This window comes from Polyangium jinanense, from assembly GCF_028435365.1.
Genome location: NZ_JAGTJJ010000069.1, coordinates 34470 through 52178, shown reverse-complemented (window position 1 = coordinate 52178; position 17709 = coordinate 34470). Strand labels below are relative to the sequence as shown.

The following is a 17709-nucleotide window of genomic DNA, read 5'->3' as shown; positions in this document are numbered from 1 at the left end:
AACCTCACTCACCTTCCCCGAGGGAAACAGCGCCGCCTGCGCGGCCATGCGCGTCAGTCGCCGGGTCCGGCGCTTGTCTCCAAGGTCCGCATGCCCGAACTCCTCCTCCGCCCACGCTTCCGCCGACGAGGCCGCCCCTGCATCCAACATCTCACTCGGTAAATGTCGTCAGAGGGGGGGAATGTACCGATCGGAGATGGGACCAATGCTCAGGCCAGGGGCTGGACCCGGGACGATGAACTGCGCGGTGCGCAGTTCATCGCACAGGCCGAGTCAAGACCGCGAGCGACGTTGCCAACCAAGACAGCAGCGCTGGCGTTTCAACCGGCGACGCCTGTTGGAAGAACTGCGCACCGCGCAGTTCTTCCACAAAAGGTCCAGCGCTGGCGCTGGTCCGGGTCGAGGGGCGGACAGCCCCCGCGGGGCCTGGGGCAGAGCCCCAGCGAGGCGCCTTCGACCTGAGCCCCTGCTCAACCGAAGTGATACGCGGACAAACGTTTCCCCCAGACCGCGCCATTGTACGCCGTCGTTCCCCGATCGGCGCCCGCCGCTCCGGCGACGACCATGAGCGGCAAGAGGTGCTCCTCCCGCGGGTGCGCGAGCCGCGCGGCCGGCGCGCTTGCCCATGCTGCGAGACGCGCGTCCCGCTCGTTCGACGGCAGCGCCATCGTCTCGCGTAACCAGGCGTCGAACGCCTCCGACACTGCGCCTGCGCTCGGATCTCGGAAGCCACGCATGTTGTGATACGTCATGCCGCTCCCGAGGATGAAAACCCCCTCGTCCCGCAGCGGCGCGAGCGCGCGACCCATCGCGAGGTGCTCCTCTGGATCGAGGCCGAGCTTCAGCGAGAGCTGGATCGTCGGCACCTCCGCGTCCGGGTACGTGAGCTTGAGGGGCACGAACGTCCCGTGATCGAAGCCTCGCTTCGCGTTCGTCGCCGTCTGGAACCCCGCCCCGCCGAGCAGCTCCTGCACGCGCGCCGCAAGCTCCGGGGCGCCGGATGCTGGCCATTGCAGCGTGTACGACTCGGGCGGGAAGCCGTAATAATCGTAGAACATGGGCGGACGCTCGGCCGTCATCACCGTCGGCACCGGCTCCTCCCAGTGCGCCGAGATCACGAGCAGGGCCCACGGCGGCGACTTCGGCAGCGCGCGGATCGAGCGCAGGTAGCTTGCGAGCTCGTCGAACTCTGCTTTGCCCATCCCGACGTCCACGAACGGCCACGGACCGCCGCCGTGCGGCAGGAACACCACGGGCAAACGCCCCGGGACCGAAGGCTTCTGGTGCTCGTCCGCCGAAGGTTCGGCGGCGCTGCCCAGAGCGCCCGGCAGCGCCGCGATCGTCGCCGCTCCGGCGATACCCGCGACGATCGCCTGGCGGCGCGTCAGGCCCTCTTCACGTTCCTGGCTCATGCATTCTTCTCCTCGCGTGGGACCGAGGAAGGATGCACCCGCCCCTTCGTCCGCACCAGAGCACGCTGGAGAGACACACTGTTCTCCTCGGGGCAACAATCGGAGCCGGCGTGTTACGTCGCCGCCTCGATGATTTCGGCCCCCAGCCACTCGAGCGCGGTGGCGAGGGACGTCGTGCGGTGGCGCTCCGGATGCCAGGAAAACAAGAGGACGAGGACTTTTGCGGGGACCTTGCCGGTCCCGCTGGCCGCGCGGATGAGCGAGCGTACCCGCTCCACCTCGTCTTCCGGGCAACGGACGGTCAAACCATCGATCTGGACGAGCTGTTGCAATGTCCCACTCCGAGCCAATGCCAGCGGAGCACGACGACGCCATGGGCCCCGGCTCGCGGCGCTGGGCCGAGGGGGGCTCACGCGGTGTTCGTCGCGCGCCTTTCAACGGTGGAAATGGCGGCCTGGGGGCTCAGACAGAGCCCCGCGACGGGCGCGGCGGGGCTCGGGCTTCCTGCGGGGTGCGGCGCTCGGAAACACAGACCGCTTTTTCGAGGCGCTGGGTGAGCTCTTGGGTGCGCTCGTCCGCGTGGAGGCGATTCGACTCGGTGCCGGCTTCTTGCCAGGGCAGCGCTCCGGTCGGAGGGTCGATCGCGGGGGCGTTCGCTTCCGAGGTGCGGAAGCGTGTCGACGACACGGACGACGATTGCGAAGAGAGATCCCCGCGCTCGTGCTCCGCTTCTGGCGGTGGATGCCGGTGCGGCCCGCTCGAAGCCAGCGGCGCAATTTCGAAACGCCGACCGCCCGGCGATGCCGATCGCGCGACCCGCGGCACGGCCTTGCCCCCGCCATTCACCACACGCGTAAGATCCGCGGCGAAACAGCCTCCTTCGACGCCGAAGAAGGCGGAGACGAGCGCGAGCACGGAAAGCACCGTGACCACGACGCCCCGACGTGCTCCCCCTCGCCGCCTCGCGCGGCCAGCATCGACGATGCCGGGGGAAGGAGAAGGGGCGCCGATCATTTGAGGTCACACTAACGGCGGGGGCTCGTCGAACTCAAGGACAAAGCGCGCGACCCTGAGGTTTTCCGCAGGATCGATCCGGAGCCAGGGCGACGAACGCTCTCCCACCCACGGCGTCCCCGCCCGCTCTCGTTTCGTGTATGGGTTCGCCATGAGCGAGACGATCGGGCGCGACGGCTACCCTCACTTCCTGGTCATTCCGACGCGGTGGATGGATAACGACATCTACGGCCACGTCAACAACGTCGTCTATTACTCGTATTTCGACACCGTCATCAATCGCTGGCTCATCGGCGAAGGCGGGCTCGACATCGAGCGCGGCGACGTGATCGGCGTGGCCGCGGAGTCGCATTGCCGGTACCTGCGCGGCGTGTCGTTCCCGACGGACATCGACGCGGGGCTGCGCGTGGGCAAGCTCGGCCGCTCCAGCGTGCGTTACGAGATCGGGCTCTTCCCGCGCGGCGAGGCGCTCGTGGCCGCGGAGGGATATTTCGTCCACGTCTTCGTGGATCGGGTGAACCGAAAGCCCACGCCGATCCCCGATCGGATCCGCGCCGCGCTCGAGCGGCTCGTCGTGCCTCCGAGCGCTGTTTGAAGGCCGCTCTTCGTTCAACGCTCGGGGCTACGCTCGGACAAGCCGAGCTTCGCCCCGAACCCCCTTGCGTTCGTCCCGCCGGTCCCGCATCCTTCGCGCTCGTTCGGGATCCTTCCCGGTAGGAGGTGCTCGAAGAAAACGATGATCAAGCGTCGCCTCGCGGTCACGCTTCTTCTCCTGCTCCCGCTCCTCGCGCTCGTAGCCCCCGCTAGGGTGCTCGCCGAGGAAACCGAGACAGCGCCCGTGACGGCGAGGAACGCCGTCGCCGAGGCCCGTGCCCGCGGAGAGCTGCGCTGGGGGAACGATTCACAAGGCGGCGCGCCGTACGTCTTCCAGGATCCGATGGATCCGAACCACCTCATCGGCTTCGAGGTGGACTTCGCCGCCGCGCTCGCGAAAAAGCTCGGCGTGCGCCCGAGGCCCGTGCAAGGGCAGTGGGACGGGCTGCTCGAGCTGCTCGCCCGCGGCGATTTCGACGTGGTCGTGAACGGCATCGAGGTCGCCGAGGAGAAGAAGCGCGTCGCCGATCTGTCGCGTCCCTATTACGTCGCCGCCATGCGGCTCACGGTGCGCAAGGGCGACGCGGGCGCGCCGCGCACGCTCGAAGCGCTGCGCGGGCGCAAGCTCGGCACCTTGCCCGGATCGCTCGCCGCGCGGCTCGCAACGCGCGAGGGCGCCGAGGTGAAGACGTACGACGGCGGGCAAAACGACATCTACGACGATCTCCGGATCGGCCGCACCGACGCGGTGCTGCTCGACGATCCGATCACGCTTTATTACGGGGCGATCGATCCCGCGCTGGAGGTCGTCGACGGCTCGTTTGGCGAGGTCTCGTATGCGGTGGGCGTTCCGAAGGGCGATGCGGAAACGCTCGCCGCGGTGAACGGGGCGATCGACGAGCTCGCGAAGGACGGAACACTCGCCGCGCTCTACGCGCGCTGGGGCCTCTGGAACGAGCCCACCGAAAAATTGCTCGGCGGGCCTGCGCCCCCATCCACAGTCGTCGCCGAGGCGCACGACGCGTGGCGCGCGGCCGTCGGAAAACCGCTTCCGTTCTGGTCACGCGTGACGGAGCGATATCCGGCGACGCTCCGCTTGTTCGCGCGGGGCGCGCTGCTCTCGCTCGTGGTCTCGGTGCTCGCGATGGCCGTGGCCGTGACGCTCGGCATGGCGCTCGCGCTCGCGCGGGTCTACGGGCCGAAGCCGCTCCAGTGGCTCGCGGTGGGCTACATCGAGCTCTTCCGCGGCACGCCGCTGCTCGTGCAGCTCACGATGGTCTACTTCGGCCTGCCCGAGCTCGGCCTGACGCTCTCGCCGTTCGTCGCGGGCGTGATCGCGCTCGGGCTGAACTACGCCGCGGCCGAGGCGGAGAACTACCGCGCCGGGCTCGGGAGCGTGCCGGCGGGGCAGATGGACGCGGCGCGGACGCTCGGGCTCTCGAAGCTCGCGTCGCTCCGCCACGTGGCGCTGCCGCAGGCGATCCGTGTGGCCCTGCCGCCGACGACGAACGATTTCATCGCGCTGCTCAAGGACAGCTCGCTCATCTCGGTCGTCACGTTGACCGAGCTCACGAAGACGTATACGAGCCTCGCCAGCGCCATGCGGGACCACCTCGGCCTCGGCCTCGTGGTGGCGCTGTTTTACCTTGGCTTGAGCCTCCCGTTCGCGCGCCTGTCGCGCAGCGTGGAGGAACGGCTCGGATCGAAGGTCCGGCGGCCAGCTTCTGCTTGAAGGAGGGAACGATGTCGATCTGCGTCACCGATCTGGTCAAGCGACACCCGGGCGCCGCCGCGCCCGCGCTCGCGGGGCTCTGCATGAAGGTGCCGACGGGCAAGATCGCCAGCGTCCTCGGGCGCAGCGGCGCCGGAAAGACCACGCTCCTGCGTTGTTTGTCCGGGCTCGATCCCTTCGACGGCGGAACGATCGACGTCTCCGGCGTGACGTTCGGCGCGGGCGCGAAGCACGGCTCGTTTGGCGGGAAGATCGGGCTCGTCTTCCAGAGTTTCGAGCTCTTCCCGCACCTCTCGGTGCTCGACAACTGCACGCTCGCGCCGCGCATCGTGCGGGGCGAGGCGCGCGCGCGCGCGGAGGCACGGGCCAAGGAGCTGCTCGCGGAGCTCGGCATCGAGGACAAGGCGAAGGCGTACCCGGAGGCGCTCTCCGGCGGGCAGAAGCAACGCGTGGCGATCGCGCGCGCCCTCGCCATGGAGCCTTCGGTGCTGCTCTACGACGAGCCCACGAGCGCGCTCGATCCGGCGCTGAAACACGAAGTCGGCCGGACGCTGCGGCGCGTGGCCGGGACGGGTGTCACGCAGATCGTCGTGACGCACGATCTGCCCGTGGCGCGCGAGGCGTCGGATCTCGTCTTCGTGCTCGACCGAGGGCGCGTGGCGGCCTTCGGCCCGCCGGAAGAAGTGATCGCCGAGGCGGCGTAAAGCGAGAAGCCCCTTGACAAGGGGCGAGATTCGATCGCGGGCGTCCCAGGTGCGGCTGGAACGCGGAAACGCGTGTCCTGAAATACACTGTTTCCTCTTGCAAACAGGACGGAAACTCCGCATCCTGCGCCCGCAATGTACGCTCCCCAACGCCCCGTCCGGGTGGCGATCATTGGAGGCGGATGCGCGTCGATGGCGACCGCCTTCGAACTGACCCGCCCCGAGCACCGCGGCCTTTACGACGTCACCGTCTATCAGATGGGCTTCCGGCTCGGCGGCAAAGGCGCCTCGGGCCGCGGGCCGTCGGGCCGCATCGAGGAGCATGGCCTGCACCTCTGGATGGGGTTTTACGAGAATGCGTTCCGCTTGATGCGCTCGTGTTATGGCGAGCTCCGGCGGAATCCCCGCACCTGCCCCATCGCGACGTTCGAGGACGCGTTCGCCCCCGCGCCCGTCGTCGGCGTGACGGACCGATTGCCGAGCGGCGCGTGGGAGCCGTGGGTCGCCCAGTTCCCGCCCGGCAAAGGAATGCCCGGCGATCCGCTGGAGGAGCGTAACCCCTTCAGCGTCGCGGGATACCTGGAGAAAGCCCTCGCGCTCGTCCCCGAGCTCTTGCGTTCGGCGAACGCGGGGCGCGCCGCGCCCACGATGCCCGGGTCCGAGGGGGCGCGCCGCGTCGGGGCGTCGCCGGGCGACGTGCTCGGGATGATCGAGCGAATCCTGCGGTACGGGCAGCTCGCCACGACGGCGGCCGTGTTCGAGGCGGTGGACCTCTTGCGCACGGCGCTGCAATCGCTCTTCGCGCTGTCGCCGCGGGACAGCGTCGAGGGCACGTTGCTCCGGCTGCTCGACGCGATCGGCGCGGTCGTGCGGCGGGAGCTCGACGCGCTCGTCGGCGGTGACATGGGGCTTCGGCGGGTGTGGGAGGTCGTCGAGCTCATCCTCTGCATCGTGCGGGGCTCGCTCCGGTACGGGCTCGTGTTCCATCCGGACGGGTTCGACGCGATCAACGAATACGAATGGTCGGACTGGCTCCGCCGCAATGGCGCGTCCGAGCGCTCGCTCGACTCCGGGTTCGTCCGCGCGCTCTATGATCTCGCGTTCGCGTACGAGGACGGCGATGTGCGGCGCCCGGCCCTCGCGGCGGGGGTCGCGCTTCGCGGCGCGCTGCGGATGTTCTTCACGTACCGCGGATCCTTGTTTTTCCGCATGCAGGCCGGCATGGGCGACATCGTCTTCGCCCCGATGTACGAGGTCCTGAAGCAGCGCGGCGCCCACTTCGAGTTTTTCCACCGCCTGCGCAACGTAAAACTCTCGCCGCCCGAGGCGGGGCCGGCGCACGTCAGGGCGCTCGAATTCGACGTGCAGGCCGAGATCGTGGGCGGCGGCGAGTACACGCCGCTCGTCGACTTCAAGGGGCTGCCCTGCTGGCCCGCGAAGGCCGACCACCGGCAGCTCGTGGACGGCGAACGCCTGGAGCGCGAGGGCTGGGCCTTCGAATCCCACTGGGAGACACGCCGCGCGGGGGAGAAGACGCTGCGGGTGGGCGCGGATTTCGATTTCGTCGTCCTCGGCGTGAGCGTCGGTGCCATTCCGCACGTGGCGCCGGAGCTCGTCGAGCGGGCGCCGTCGTGGCGGGCGATGGTGCAGAACGTGAAGAGCGTCGCGACGCAGGCGTTTCAGGTGTGGCTCCGGGCGGACGCGCAAGAGCTCGGCTGGAATCGGCCCGGGCCGGTCAACGTGTCGGGGTTCGTCGAGCCGTTCGATACGTGGGCGGACATGACGCACCTCGAGCGCGTGGAATGCTTCGAGGAGCCGGTCCGATCGATCGCGTATTTCTGCAGCGTCTTGCCGGACGTCGCGCCCGAGAGCCCGGACTTGCCGGCCATCGCGCGCGCCTACGTGCGCGACAACGTGGTGCGCTTCCTCGACTGGGACGTGGGCTGGCTCTGGCCCGCGGCCGTCCGCAGGCCGGGCGAGTTCCGCTGGGATCTGCTCGTCGACCCCGAGGAGGCCCGTGCCGGCGCACCACAACGCACGGGCGCGGCGCGGTTCGATTCGCAGTTCTGGACGGCGAACGTGAACCCGTCGGATCGGTACGTCCTGTCTTTGCCCGGGACCATCAAATATCGCATTTCGCCGCTCGACATGACCTTCGACAACCTGACCATCGCCGGCGACTGGACGCGCTCCGGGCTCGATACGGGCTGCGTCGAGTCGGCCGTCATGTCGGGGCTGCTCGCCGCGCACGCCATCAGCCATTTTCCTCCCCTCGAAGAAATCATCGGATACGATCACCCATGAACCCGTGGAATCCGCACGATCGCCCTCTCCCCCACGACGCGCCCGTGCAGGACCGGCTGCGGCGTGATCCCCCCGCCCGCACCCAGCCCATTCGGGACGTGCCCTTGATCTTCCGCTCCCCGCCGGAGCGCCGCCCGGATCCCATGCCGGGGCCCAATGGCCCGGGCGCGCCGAACGGCCGTCCCTCCCTCGAAGCGGGCGTGTCCACGGCGTATCGCGTGTATGACGAATACATGCGCCGCGGCCGCGAGGCGGCGCGCGGGTTCGGCGGATCCTGGCCCGAAGCCGGGCCGCCGCCGTCGTACGGCGACATGGCGCGAAGGGCCATGCGGTACTGGTCGGACGCCATCGGCATGATGTTCGATTTCGCCGGGCCGATGGGCTTCATGCCGCAGGGCCGCGCGCCGCAGTCGCCGTATGCGCATTCGCCCTATGGCGGATACGACCCGCGCGCGGCGTACGCGCCGCAAGGCCGCTACGAGCCGCCGCCGCCGTACGGGCGGCCCGAGCCCCCTGCCCCGTTTGGCCGATACGAACCGCCGCCGCGCGAGCGTTACGAACCGCCGCGCGAGCGCTACGAGCCGCCGCGCCCGCCGCAGGACGCTCCGGAGCGGGAAGCGGGCATTGCATTGCGGTTCGACGTTCACCTCGGCCGCGCCGCGGAGGTGCGCCTGCACCTCGGGCCCGGCGCCACCGGAAAACACCTCGTCGCCCCGGCGCTCGCCGCGCTCGACGTGCAGGGCGCGCTCCCGCTCGAAGGCGTGCGCTTCTCGAACGACGGCGCCCTCGGGCTCACCCTGCAAATACCGCCCGAGCAGCCCGCCGGCACCTACAGCGGCGTGGTGATCGACGAAACGAGCCGCTCGCCCGTCGGTCGCGTGACCGTCACCTTGAAGGCCTGACGGGGGGCCGAGGACACCATGCTCGCCGAGATCGTCCCCGCCGTCTTGCAAGAATACGGTGCGGCCGCGCGCGCGCGGCTCTTTCAATACCTCCCGGCGCGCGAGCCGCGGCGCTTTCTCTACGACCTCGTGGCCGAGTATCCGCAGCGTGGCGGCCGCGGCTTCCGGCCGAGCCTCTGCATCGCCACGGCCCGCGCCTTCGGCTGCCCGCCCGAGGACGCCCTCGACACGGCCGCGTCCATCGAGCTCTTGCACAATGCCATGCTCGTCCACGACGACATCGAGGACGAAAGCGAGCGCCGCCGGGGCAAACCCACGCTGCACACGACGCATGGCATTCCGATCGCCATCAACGTCGGCGACATGCTCGGGCTCCTCGGCCTCCGCCCGCTGCTCGCGAATTTCCGCAACCTCGGCCCGCGCCTCGCGCTGCGTATCCTCGAAGAGACCGAGCGGATGGCCTCGGAGACGGCCGAAGGGCAGGCCATGGAGCTCGGCTGGCGTCACGAGAACGCGACCGGCGTGCGCGAGTCCGATTACCTCGAAATGGTCCTCAAGAAAACGTGCTGGCTCGGGATGATTCACCCGGTCCGCGTCGGCGCGATGATCGCCACGTTCGACTCGATCGATCCCGACGCGTTCATCCGCTTCGGCTTCTTCCTCGGCGCGGCGTTTCAGATCCAGGACGATCTCCTGAACCTGACCGGCGACGAGAACGATTACGGCAAGGAGCTCGGGGGCGACATCCACGAGGGCAAACGGACGATGATGCTGATTCGCCTCTTCGAGGAGGGGACGGCGGAGGAGCGCGAGCGCCTCGGCCGCCTGCTCGCGCTGCCGCGCGTCGAGCGCACCCGCGAGGAGATCACCTGGGTGCGCGAGCGAATGGATCATTACGGGTGCATCGAATACGCGCGTCAGGTCGCGCAGGGGCTTGCGGGCGCGGCCTCGCACGAGTGTTCCCTCCTGTTCGGCGCGCTGCCGGACTCCCGCGACAAACGGTTCCTCGAAGCGCTCCCCCGCTGGGTCATCGAGCGGGCTTGACGCGCGGGCCATGGCCAAACCCCTCTTCAACCTGGCGCCGGGCATGTATCCGACGATGCAGCTCGTCCCGCCCTTCCGTTTCGAGGGGGTGACGATGCGGGTCTTCCCGCTCCTCGCCGACATGGAGCGGGTGCAGCGCTTCGTCGACGCGTACGTGAACGACATCGCGCCGCCCGAGGTCGGGCAATTCCGGGTGTTCTTGCCGTACGTGTATCTGCAAATCCTCCATTACGGCAAGATGGCGGTCGAATCGGCGAATTTGGGGTGGATCGCGCAGCACGAGATCAATCTGACGATCCCTCTCGCGTGGTACACAAAGGAGGGCCATCAGCTCGTCTTCAAGGATTGGGTGTACCTCACGCCTCACATTTTCGTGGACAACCCGCTCTCGATGACGACGGGCCGCGGGGTGTACGGGTGGCCCAAATCGCCCGGGCACCTCGTGCCCACCGCGAGCGGGTGGGTCGACGATCCCACGGCCGGAAGGATCCTCGCGAGGGTGAACGCGCCGAGGGGCACACTCCTCGAAATCGAGGAAGTCGCATCCCTCTCGCCCTTCGAGACGCCCAGCCGATGGCTCTCGCAGGGCATCGACATGCTCCAGGGCATGGGGCTCTGGCGCGAGCGACCCGGCGGGGCCCCCGCGAACGCCGTACGGATGGCGCGGGATCTCGGGCGTTTCGTCGTCGGTCTCCACACGTCGACCCCGTACTGGATCGCGCTCACGTTGAAGCAATTCCGGGACGCCGCGCAGCCCGAAATCGCCGATTACCAGGGGTTCGTCACGACGAAGATGCTCATCGACAGCATCAAGCAGGTCGGCTTCTTCGGCGATCGCCACCTCCTTTCCGGCGACGTCACGGGTGGATATCGGATTCGCCTGCACGAACATGCCGGTGTCTCCCTCGGCGACGTTCTCGGGCTCGAAATCACGGGCCCTCGCGAGCGGGGCGCGCACGGCGAGCCGGTGAGCGTGCTCGAACCCGTGTTCCCTTTCTGGCTCCATTTCGACATGAAGTACCCCCGCGGCGACGTGCTCGCGTGGCGCACGCCGTTCTCGGACGGCTGGCGCAGCGACGGCGGGCTGCCCCTGTCGACACCCGCGACCCATCCCGAGCCCCTTCCGCGCTTCAACACCGCGCGGGGCGTCGCCTTCGAGCCCGCCCCCGGGCCCTTCCATCGTCCGGACGCGACCTTGCGCGTGCTCCCGATGCTCGCGGACCGGGCGAAGCTCCAGGCGTTCTGCGACGCCTCCTTCGGCGCGATGCTGAAGGACACACCGTATCGCGTCGAGGCCTGGGGCACGTACGTGTACATGGTGGCATCGAGCTTCGACGAGGATCGCGACCTCGAAATGCTCCTGCCGATCCTGTGGCATTTCAATGGCGAGCTACAGGGCCGAGCGCTCGTGCCGGTGTTTTGCTACGCGAACCGCGATGCCGCCGCGATCGCGCGCTCCGAGGTGTGCGGCATCCCGACCTTACCCGCCGAATTCGCGAGCCCGGCCGATGGATGGATGGATCCCGCCGGGCCCTCGCCGCGAATGCCGCGCCCCTTGCTCACCGTGCTCGCGGACGTGCTCCCCACGCTCGGGTACGGCCAGAAGGCGGAGCGTCGGCGGCTCATCGAGATTGTCCAGGGATCCACGACGCCGCCCGTCTCGACGACCTCGTTCCTCCTGAACGAGACCTTCCCCCAGCACGTGGAGCAGGAGGACCACGCGCTCGGCCCTCTTTCGATGACGGGCTCCCTCGACATCCTCACCGTAAAACAATTCCGCGACGCGCAGGATCCAATCGCCGCCTGCTACCAGAGCGTGGTCCTCCTCGAACGGGTGTTCGAGCAAGTCCTCGAGGTCGACGAAATCAAAAACCGCCTCGAAATCCGACTCCACGCCTATCCAAGTCAGCCCATCGTCGAGACGCTCGGGCTCCACTGGAAAGCGGTGGACGTGAGCGGCACGGCCGAGGTGTACGTCCTCGAGCCCATACGCCCCTTCTGGGCCCGCGTCGCGATGCGGCAGCATCTCGGCCGCAACCTGGCCATGCGCGCGGGCAGCAAGCAATGGGTGATCCCCCCGCGCGACGAGACCTGAAGCATGGGTCTCATCGCGAGGCGTCGCGCCGGGGCGCTGCCCCGGGCCCCGCGGGGGCTGTTCGCCCCTCGACCCGAACCAGGGCAAGCCCTGGACCATTTGGGGAAGAACTGCGCGATGCGCAGTTCTTCCCACAGGCCGGTGGCAGGCGGGCAGGATCGTCGTTGGTCTTGACCTGGCCTGTTCGATGAACTGCGCATCGCGCAGTTCATCGACCCCGAGTCCAGCGCTTGCGCTGGTCCGGGTCCCGGGGCGGATAGCCCCGGGTGGGGCCTGGGGCAAAGCCCCAGCGCAGCGCCTCCCAGATGAGACCAATGCTCAGGCGCGCCGCTGCGCGCGATACCACGCAATCGCATCCCGCAACGTTTCGTCGAGCGGGCGTACGCCTGCTGCGAAGCGCGTCGTGCCCATCGGCGGGCCCATCGCATACGCGTCGAGCACGAGCAGGAGCGCGAGCGACGGGAGCGGCGAAGGCCGACCGCCAAGCGAAAGCGCCGCCTCCATCCAGAACGCGCCCGTCGCGGAGAGCCGGGCCGAAGCGCGCAAAAGCGGAGGCCGCACGCCCGCGAGCTCGCAGATACGCGCGGCGAGCACGTCGGTGGAAACGTCGTGCCCCGTGATCGGAATCGGCGTGCCGAACGCCTCGGCTTCCAGCGCGCCGCGGATTGCCGAGGCCGCGTCGCGGATGTCGACCACATTGACGACGCGGCGCACCGTGGCCGGGACCTGGCCCGAGAGGAGCTGCGGGACGAGCGCGAGCTCCTGGGGCTTGTCGTCCCAGGGGCCGAGGAACGCCGTGGGATTGGCGAGGACGGCGGGCAGGCCGTGGCGCGCGGCATCGAGGACCATACCCTCCATGTGCGCCTTGACCGTGAAGTACGGATGGCTCTGCCGGCGGAAGTTCGTTTCGAGCGTGGCAAGGCCTGCTTCGTGGCGAGGCAACGTGGTGAAGGAGCCGATGTACACGAGGCGCGCCCCGCTCCGGAATGCAGCGTCGAGGACCGCGCGCGTGCGCGTCACGGCATACCGAAGAGGATCCCGCTCGGCCGAGGATTGCGGGGCGAAGCGGTGGACCGGATAAGGCGCTGCGGCGTCGACGAGCACGTCGTGCCCGCGGGCCCACGCGTCGATCTGGCCCGGCGCGTCCGCGTCGCCGACGGCGAGGTCGACCTCGAGGCCGGCGAGGTTCGGGGGGCTTTTCCTTCGCGTCGCGGCGGTCACCTGGTAGCCGTGCGCGAGCAGTTCGCGGACCATCGCCTGTCCGATATGCCCCGTGGCGCCGAGGACGAGGGCACGGGCGCGGGCGCCGCTCGGTTGCATCGAGCGCGGAAACCATGCCGGCTCGGCGGCGTCAAGCACCCACGCGTCCTATGCGGAGACCCTTCGCGATGAGACTACCCAGGCGGCGGCGCCCTGCGTTACGATGGTCGGCCTCATGCGCGCGGTCAGCCTCAACATCCCCGTGGGCCTTCGACTGGACGAGCCACGGGAGCTCTACAAGTTCGCCACGATGGCGAGCATCGCTTGCGGAGGCCCCGGCGTCGACGAGCGGTCGATCAAGCGCGCGATCCAGCAGGCGAAGGAGTCGTGGGCGAAGATCGTCGCGCTCGTCTCGTTCCCCGCGCACGGCGGGCCGATCGGACCTTCCGTCGAGCCGGAAGAGGTGCGGAGCGTGGTGCGTGATCAGTGTACCGCGATGCTGCGCGTGGCCGAGTGGCAAGGCGCGCGGATCTTCGCGGTGAAGGCGACGGATCCGCTGCTCTTCGCGGCGACGGCGAACCAGCGCGTGGCCGACGCGATCCTCGACGGCGCGTTCGAAGGGTTGTCGATGGACGTGCCCGTGATCGGCCCGTTCGAGGGTCCGATGCTCGACTACGTGCGCACCGGCGGGCTCGATTATCTGCGGGAGGCGTACGCGGATCGGGGCTACCGCGCGGATGGAAGCCTGATCCCGGAAGGCGAGCCGGGCGCGATGGTCGAGAGCGCCGCAGCCGCCGCGGAGAACGCGCTCAGGCTCGCGAGGACGAGTCGGTTCGACGCGATCGGGGTGCACGGAGAAGGTCCGCTCGCGGTGGAGATCGCGGGGGCGGTACGGACGGCGCTGGAGAGTCAGGGGCTCTTGTCGCGGTAGGCGGCGCGCTTCGCGAGATACAGCGGTCGCTCTGCGAGTTACAGCGGTCGCTTCGCGAGTTACAGCGGTCGCTCTGCGAGCTACAGCGGTCGCTTCGCGAGTTACAGCGGTCGTGTCACGAGCCGCAGCGGTCGCTCTGCGAGTTACAGCGGTCGCTTCGCGAGCTACAGCGGTCGTGTCACGAGCCGCAGCGGTCGCTCTGCGACGTACAGCGGTGGCTCCGCGACGTACAGCGGTGATGCCGCGACGCGCAGCGGTGGCTCCGGGGCAGGACGAGGTGACGACCGGACGGACGCAGGTGGTTTCGTGATGCCCCGAAGTTCGTTAGGCTACGCCGCATGCCCATCAATACCGACACAATCCCGAAGACGCGCCGGCTCACGCTCATTCGATTGGGCGAGCAGTTCGGCTCGCAGGACACGCTGGATCAAGCAAACCAGACGCTCGGCGCCTACGAAAAACACGCGCCGCTGCTCAGGATGTCGGGCTTCGGCGCGAAACACGCGGCGGAGCTCGCAGGAGCGCGCGACGGGCTGGTCGAAGCGGGCGTGGGGCGCGAGGCGGCCAAAGGCAAAAAGAAGGTGACGGGCGAGGCCTACGTCAAGGCGTACAACCAGGCGGCGACGGCGCGGATCAACGCGCGCACGGTGCTCGCGGGGGTCAAGGAGGACCTGGAGGCGAGCGGGGAGGCCGAAGAGGCCGCGGCGACCGTTGCGGCGGCGTTGCGGCAGACGCGGTCGGCCGCGAAGAAGGCGGAGCCGCTGGCGCAACAACTCGCGCTGCTCGGCGATACGCTGAAGCACCCGGTGGTGGCGCCGGTGGCGGCGGATCAGGGCGGGCCCGAGGCGCTGGCGGACGTTCAAGCGTCGATCCCGGCGCTGCGAAAAGCCGACCAGGAAGACGTGGGCGGGCGCGGGACGCCCGTGGAGACAGAGACGCTCGACCTGCTCGACGGGATCATCGTGCAGCTCGTGCGAAGGGCGCGGCGGGCGGCGTTGGCAGCGTCGAAGCGGCTCGGGAACCCGGCGATGGCGGAGGCGTTCAAGCTCGACAGGTTGTACCGGTCGAAGGGCGGGAGCGGCGCGGAGGAGGAGGCCGGCGAGGACGAGGACGCGGAGGAAGTCAAGGGGTAAGTGGGGGACGTGGGATGATTCGCCTGCGCCTCGGGCGCGTGGTTCGAGCGACGAGGAGGGTGGGCGCCGCGGCGTTGGCGGCGCTCGCCCACGCCCGCGTCGTCCCTGACGGTACTCAGGTCGATGGCTCGGCGCCCTTGCGCGCTGCTTCGAGCTTGTCCCGGAGCTCGCCCAGGGACTTGATCCATTGTCGGTAGAACCTCGGGGACGGCCCATGGCGGGGGGGTTCGAGCTTCGCGCGGGCTTCGCTCCGTCGCGCGAGCCCTGCTTCGAGCCCACGCTGGAGCTCAGCAAGGAAAGGTTCGAGCACGGCGAGGCCCTCCTCGGGCTTCTGGTTCTCCCCGCAGGACTCCGCGTAGTACGTCGTTTTCCAGCATCGTTCCGAGATGCTCGTGAAGCCCACGCGAACGAGATCGTTCCAGGCCTCCCGGCAGACCTCGAAGGGCTGTTTGAGCCAACAGGCTGCCTGGAGAATATCTTCGGCGATGCGCTGCCTCACGTTGAGCACGAAGGCCTGGAACGCTTGGCCTTCGCCTGCGCGCGCCACAGTGTCCGCCTCGATCCGTTTGTAATCGGCGGCGACCTCGGCGAAGCTTCGATCCTGCGATCGTGCAAAGCTTTTGAAGACGGCCCTGCACGCTTTCCTGAGCTCGTCGTCGATCTCGTCGATTTTCTCTTTTTCCGGGGCCGGCTGGGACGCCTCGTCCATACGCCGCGTCCTTCGGCTCGGGCTGAGCTGGCCCCTTTGCTGGGCCAGGAGCTCGTCACGGAGGTCCCCGTACCGCTCAAGCTCCTCTTCGTAGAAATCCGTGGGGCGCTGCGCCGCCCTGGCTTCTTCGAGCCCGCGCTCGAGTTCGGCGAGGAGGGGTTCGACCACGGCGAGCCCCTCCTCGGGCTGCTCATCATACGCGCAGCAATCTAAATAAGACCAGGTCGTCAGGCACCTTATCCAGATATTCGTAAAGCCGAGGCGAATCAGCTCGTTCCAGGCCCCCCGGCAGACCTCGAAGCGGGGCGCCTTATCCCGTGCTGCGGAGAGAACGTGTTCGGCGATGCGTCTCCTCACCTCGAGCGCGCTGCGTTCGTCGTCGCCTGCACGCGCCACAAACTCGGCTTCGAGCCCGCGGTAGTCGTCGACGACCTCAGCGAACGTTCGGGTCCGCTCCGTCGCTTTCAAGTAAATGGCAACGCTCGCCTCCGCAAACGCCGATAAGAGCTCGTTGTCTTCTTCTACTATTTCTTCGTCCGTGCTCATCACGTCCCACTGTTGCTAATTGGATTTGTAAACACAACTTGCCCATCTGCCGTTCGTAAACCGAACTCCTTTGGGCCATTCTTGCTCAGCCTTACACTTCTCGTGGCACATGAGGCATCTCTTTGAGCCATAGACGGACCCCGGGTCGCTCTGTCTAGACGAATCCAGGCAAGCGTTCAGGTGCTTACCGCATTCTTTCTCCCACTCTTCCTTCTCTCGAACCGTCACCGCAATATCCTTGCTGAGCTCCAGCTCGGCGGCCATCACGATGATGACGGGGCCTACTTCGATGATGAGGTCGGCGAGGGCGATCGCCACGGCCACGAGCACCCCGGGGTTGCCGACGAGGCCACGCTCGGCCGGCGTTTGCCCGTTCGCAGGCGCGGTCGACTCGGACAGGCGCAGCTTGCGCAGCCCGAGTAGCTCCTCGGGGATGGTCATGCCTCGCAGCGCGATCCGCGTACACGCCGCGAGATCCGCGTGGGGCACGCCCTTCGACGCCACATCGACCACGCGGCCCTCTTCATCGACCGTCACCGTGTAGTCGAACGTGTAGTACCCCCGGTGAAGGTCGCCACCGAACTCATCCACGCATTCGCGTAGGCGCTCCGCGGTGGCGTCCGGCACACGCGGGCGGTCGTCCTGCTGCGCCAGTTGTCTGACCGTGGCCCCGCAGCCGAGCGGCACGACCGCCATCGTCGCGCAACCGAGGAACCCGAAGGAGAGGAGGGTGCGCAGGCGCGAAAACTTCATTCTCGGGATGCAATCAGGAAACCTCAAATCCTGGCAAGGATGATCCTCACCCCTTCCCCGCCGCCCGCCGCGCTCGCTCCGCCTCGGCCATGAGCCGCCCATAATCGAGTCGTTCGAGCGCCGCGCGCGCCTCGGCCAGGCTCTCCCCCGCGACGGATGCGCCGAGCCCGAGGACGAGCCTACGCGCGAGCTCCTCGCGGCGCAGCGGGCTGCCGCGCAAAAGATCGAGCGTCACGAGGCTCGATCCCCGCGCGACATCAAAAAGCCCTTCCCGCGCCGCAGTGCGCGCGCGACCTTCGAAGATGCGCTTCAGCAGAGCCTCGGGAATCCCGCGCCGTTCGAGCACGAGCACGAGCAGCGCGAGCCGCTCGATCGCGCCGCGATCAAGCTCTGCGGCGATTGGATCGAGCTCCAGCGGATCGACGGGCTCGATCGCGAGATCCCGGCAGAGGTCCGCGAGTTTGGCCCGCGCGACGTCGACATCCAGCGCGGCGGGCTCGATCTCCGCGAGGACCTGGCCGAGCGCGGCCAGGATCGGCGCGAGGTCGAGAGGCACACTTTCCGGCAGGAGCCGGGCGTCTTGCGTGGCCGGCGCGGTCGTAGGCTTCGCGGTCCAGTTTTTCAGGAAAGACATGG

The 17709-nt window shown here is 68.6% G+C and carries 17 protein-coding genes; 9 read left to right on the top strand and 8 right to left on the bottom strand.

What is annotated here, in order from left to right:
• The 4 genes from KEG57_RS56340 to KEG57_RS48030 all read right to left on the bottom strand — a co-directional run.
• A partial coding sequence (locus KEG57_RS56340) for an IS4/Tn5 family transposase DNA-binding protein (protein WP_372518248.1) occupies positions 1-150 on the bottom strand: 150 nt, incomplete at its 3' end.
• 320 nt (positions 151-470) lie between these two features.
• Complete coding sequence (locus KEG57_RS48040; RefSeq protein WP_272428960.1) at positions 471-1412, bottom strand: DODA-type extradiol aromatic ring-opening family dioxygenase; 942 nt, start codon at positions 1410-1412, stop codon at positions 471-473.
• A 113-nt stretch (positions 1413-1525) separates the two neighbouring features.
• Entirely contained in the window at positions 1526-1744 is a 219-nt protein-coding gene (locus KEG57_RS48035; RefSeq protein WP_272428962.1) for a hypothetical protein, read from the bottom strand.
• Between the two features lie 130 nt (positions 1745-1874).
• The gene (locus tag KEG57_RS48030; protein WP_272428964.1) at positions 1875-2345 is read right to left on the bottom strand and encodes a hypothetical protein; all 471 of its coding nucleotides are present in this window, start codon (positions 2343-2345) and stop codon (positions 1875-1877) included.
• A 232-nt stretch (positions 2346-2577) separates the two neighbouring features.
• Between KEG57_RS48030 and KEG57_RS48025 the strand changes: the two genes are divergently transcribed.
• The 7 genes from KEG57_RS48025 to KEG57_RS47995 all read left to right on the top strand — a co-directional run bounded on the left by KEG57_RS48025 (position 2578) and on the right by KEG57_RS47995 (position 11801).
• A complete protein-coding gene (locus KEG57_RS48025; protein WP_272428966.1) occupies positions 2578-3021 on the top strand; it encodes an acyl-CoA thioesterase in 444 nt (147 codons plus the stop codon).
• Positions 3022-3162: 141 nt separating this feature from the next.
• Positions 3163-4752 (top strand): ABC transporter substrate-binding protein/permease, encoded by a 1590-nt coding sequence (locus KEG57_RS48020; RefSeq protein ID WP_272428967.1) that lies wholly within the window; start codon positions 3163-3165, stop codon positions 4750-4752.
• A gap of 11 nt (positions 4753-4763) precedes the next feature.
• Positions 4764-5456 (top strand): amino acid ABC transporter ATP-binding protein, encoded by a 693-nt coding sequence (locus KEG57_RS48015; RefSeq protein WP_272428969.1) that lies wholly within the window; start codon positions 4764-4766, stop codon positions 5454-5456.
• 135 nt (positions 5457-5591) lie between these two features.
• The gene (locus tag KEG57_RS48010) at positions 5592-7760 is read left to right on the top strand and encodes an FAD-dependent oxidoreductase (protein WP_272428971.1); all 2169 of its coding nucleotides are present in this window, start codon (positions 5592-5594) and stop codon (positions 7758-7760) included.
• The gene (locus tag KEG57_RS48005) at positions 7757-8662 is read left to right on the top strand and encodes a hypothetical protein (RefSeq protein WP_272428973.1); all 906 of its coding nucleotides are present in this window, start codon (positions 7757-7759) and stop codon (positions 8660-8662) included. The genes KEG57_RS48010 and KEG57_RS48005 overlap by 4 nt, the downstream gene beginning before the upstream one ends.
• Positions 8663-8680: 18 nt before the next feature.
• Positions 8681-9706, top strand: coding sequence for a polyprenyl synthetase family protein (locus tag KEG57_RS48000; RefSeq protein WP_272428975.1), 1026 nt, complete (start codon positions 8681-8683; stop codon positions 9704-9706).
• Positions 9707-9716: 10 nt separating this feature from the next.
• Positions 9717-11801, top strand: coding sequence for an acetoacetate decarboxylase family protein (locus KEG57_RS47995; RefSeq protein WP_272428977.1), 2085 nt, complete (start codon positions 9717-9719; stop codon positions 11799-11801).
• A 318-nt stretch (positions 11802-12119) separates the two neighbouring features.
• On the opposite strand, the gene KEG57_RS47990 is transcribed toward KEG57_RS47995, so the two are convergent.
• Positions 12120-13160, bottom strand: coding sequence for an NAD-dependent epimerase/dehydratase family protein (locus KEG57_RS47990; RefSeq protein ID WP_272423598.1), 1041 nt, complete (start codon positions 13158-13160; stop codon positions 12120-12122).
• Positions 13161-13236: 76 nt separating this feature from the next.
• On the opposite strand from KEG57_RS47990, the gene KEG57_RS47985 reads away from it, so the two are divergent.
• Positions 13237-13932, top strand: coding sequence for a LamB/YcsF family protein (locus tag KEG57_RS47985; RefSeq protein WP_272423599.1), 696 nt, complete (start codon positions 13237-13239; stop codon positions 13930-13932).
• Positions 13933-14270: 338 nt separating this feature from the next.
• Positions 14271-15065 carry a hypothetical protein gene (locus KEG57_RS47980; RefSeq protein ID WP_272423600.1) on the top strand — a complete coding sequence of 265 codons (795 nt, stop codon included), beginning with the start codon at positions 14271-14273 and terminating at the stop codon, positions 15063-15065.
• Positions 15066-15180: 115 nt separating this feature from the next.
• Here KEG57_RS47980 and KEG57_RS47975 read toward each other — a convergent pair whose 3' ends face one another.
• From KEG57_RS47975 to KEG57_RS47965, 3 genes are read right to left on the bottom strand one after another with little or no spacing between them, the layout of a single operon-like run.
• On the bottom strand, positions 15181-16320 hold the full coding sequence (locus KEG57_RS47975; protein WP_272423601.1) for a hypothetical protein: 1140 nt from the start codon (positions 16318-16320) through the stop codon (positions 15181-15183).
• 15 nt (positions 16321-16335) lie between these two features.
• On the bottom strand, positions 16336-17073 hold the full coding sequence (locus KEG57_RS47970) for a hypothetical protein (RefSeq protein ID WP_272423602.1): 738 nt from the start codon (positions 17071-17073) through the stop codon (positions 16336-16338).
• Between the two features lie 46 nt (positions 17074-17119).
• A complete protein-coding gene (locus KEG57_RS47965) occupies positions 17120-17707 on the bottom strand; it encodes a hypothetical protein (protein ID WP_272423603.1) in 588 nt (195 codons plus the stop codon).
• Between the last annotated feature and the right edge of the window lie 2 nt (positions 17708-17709).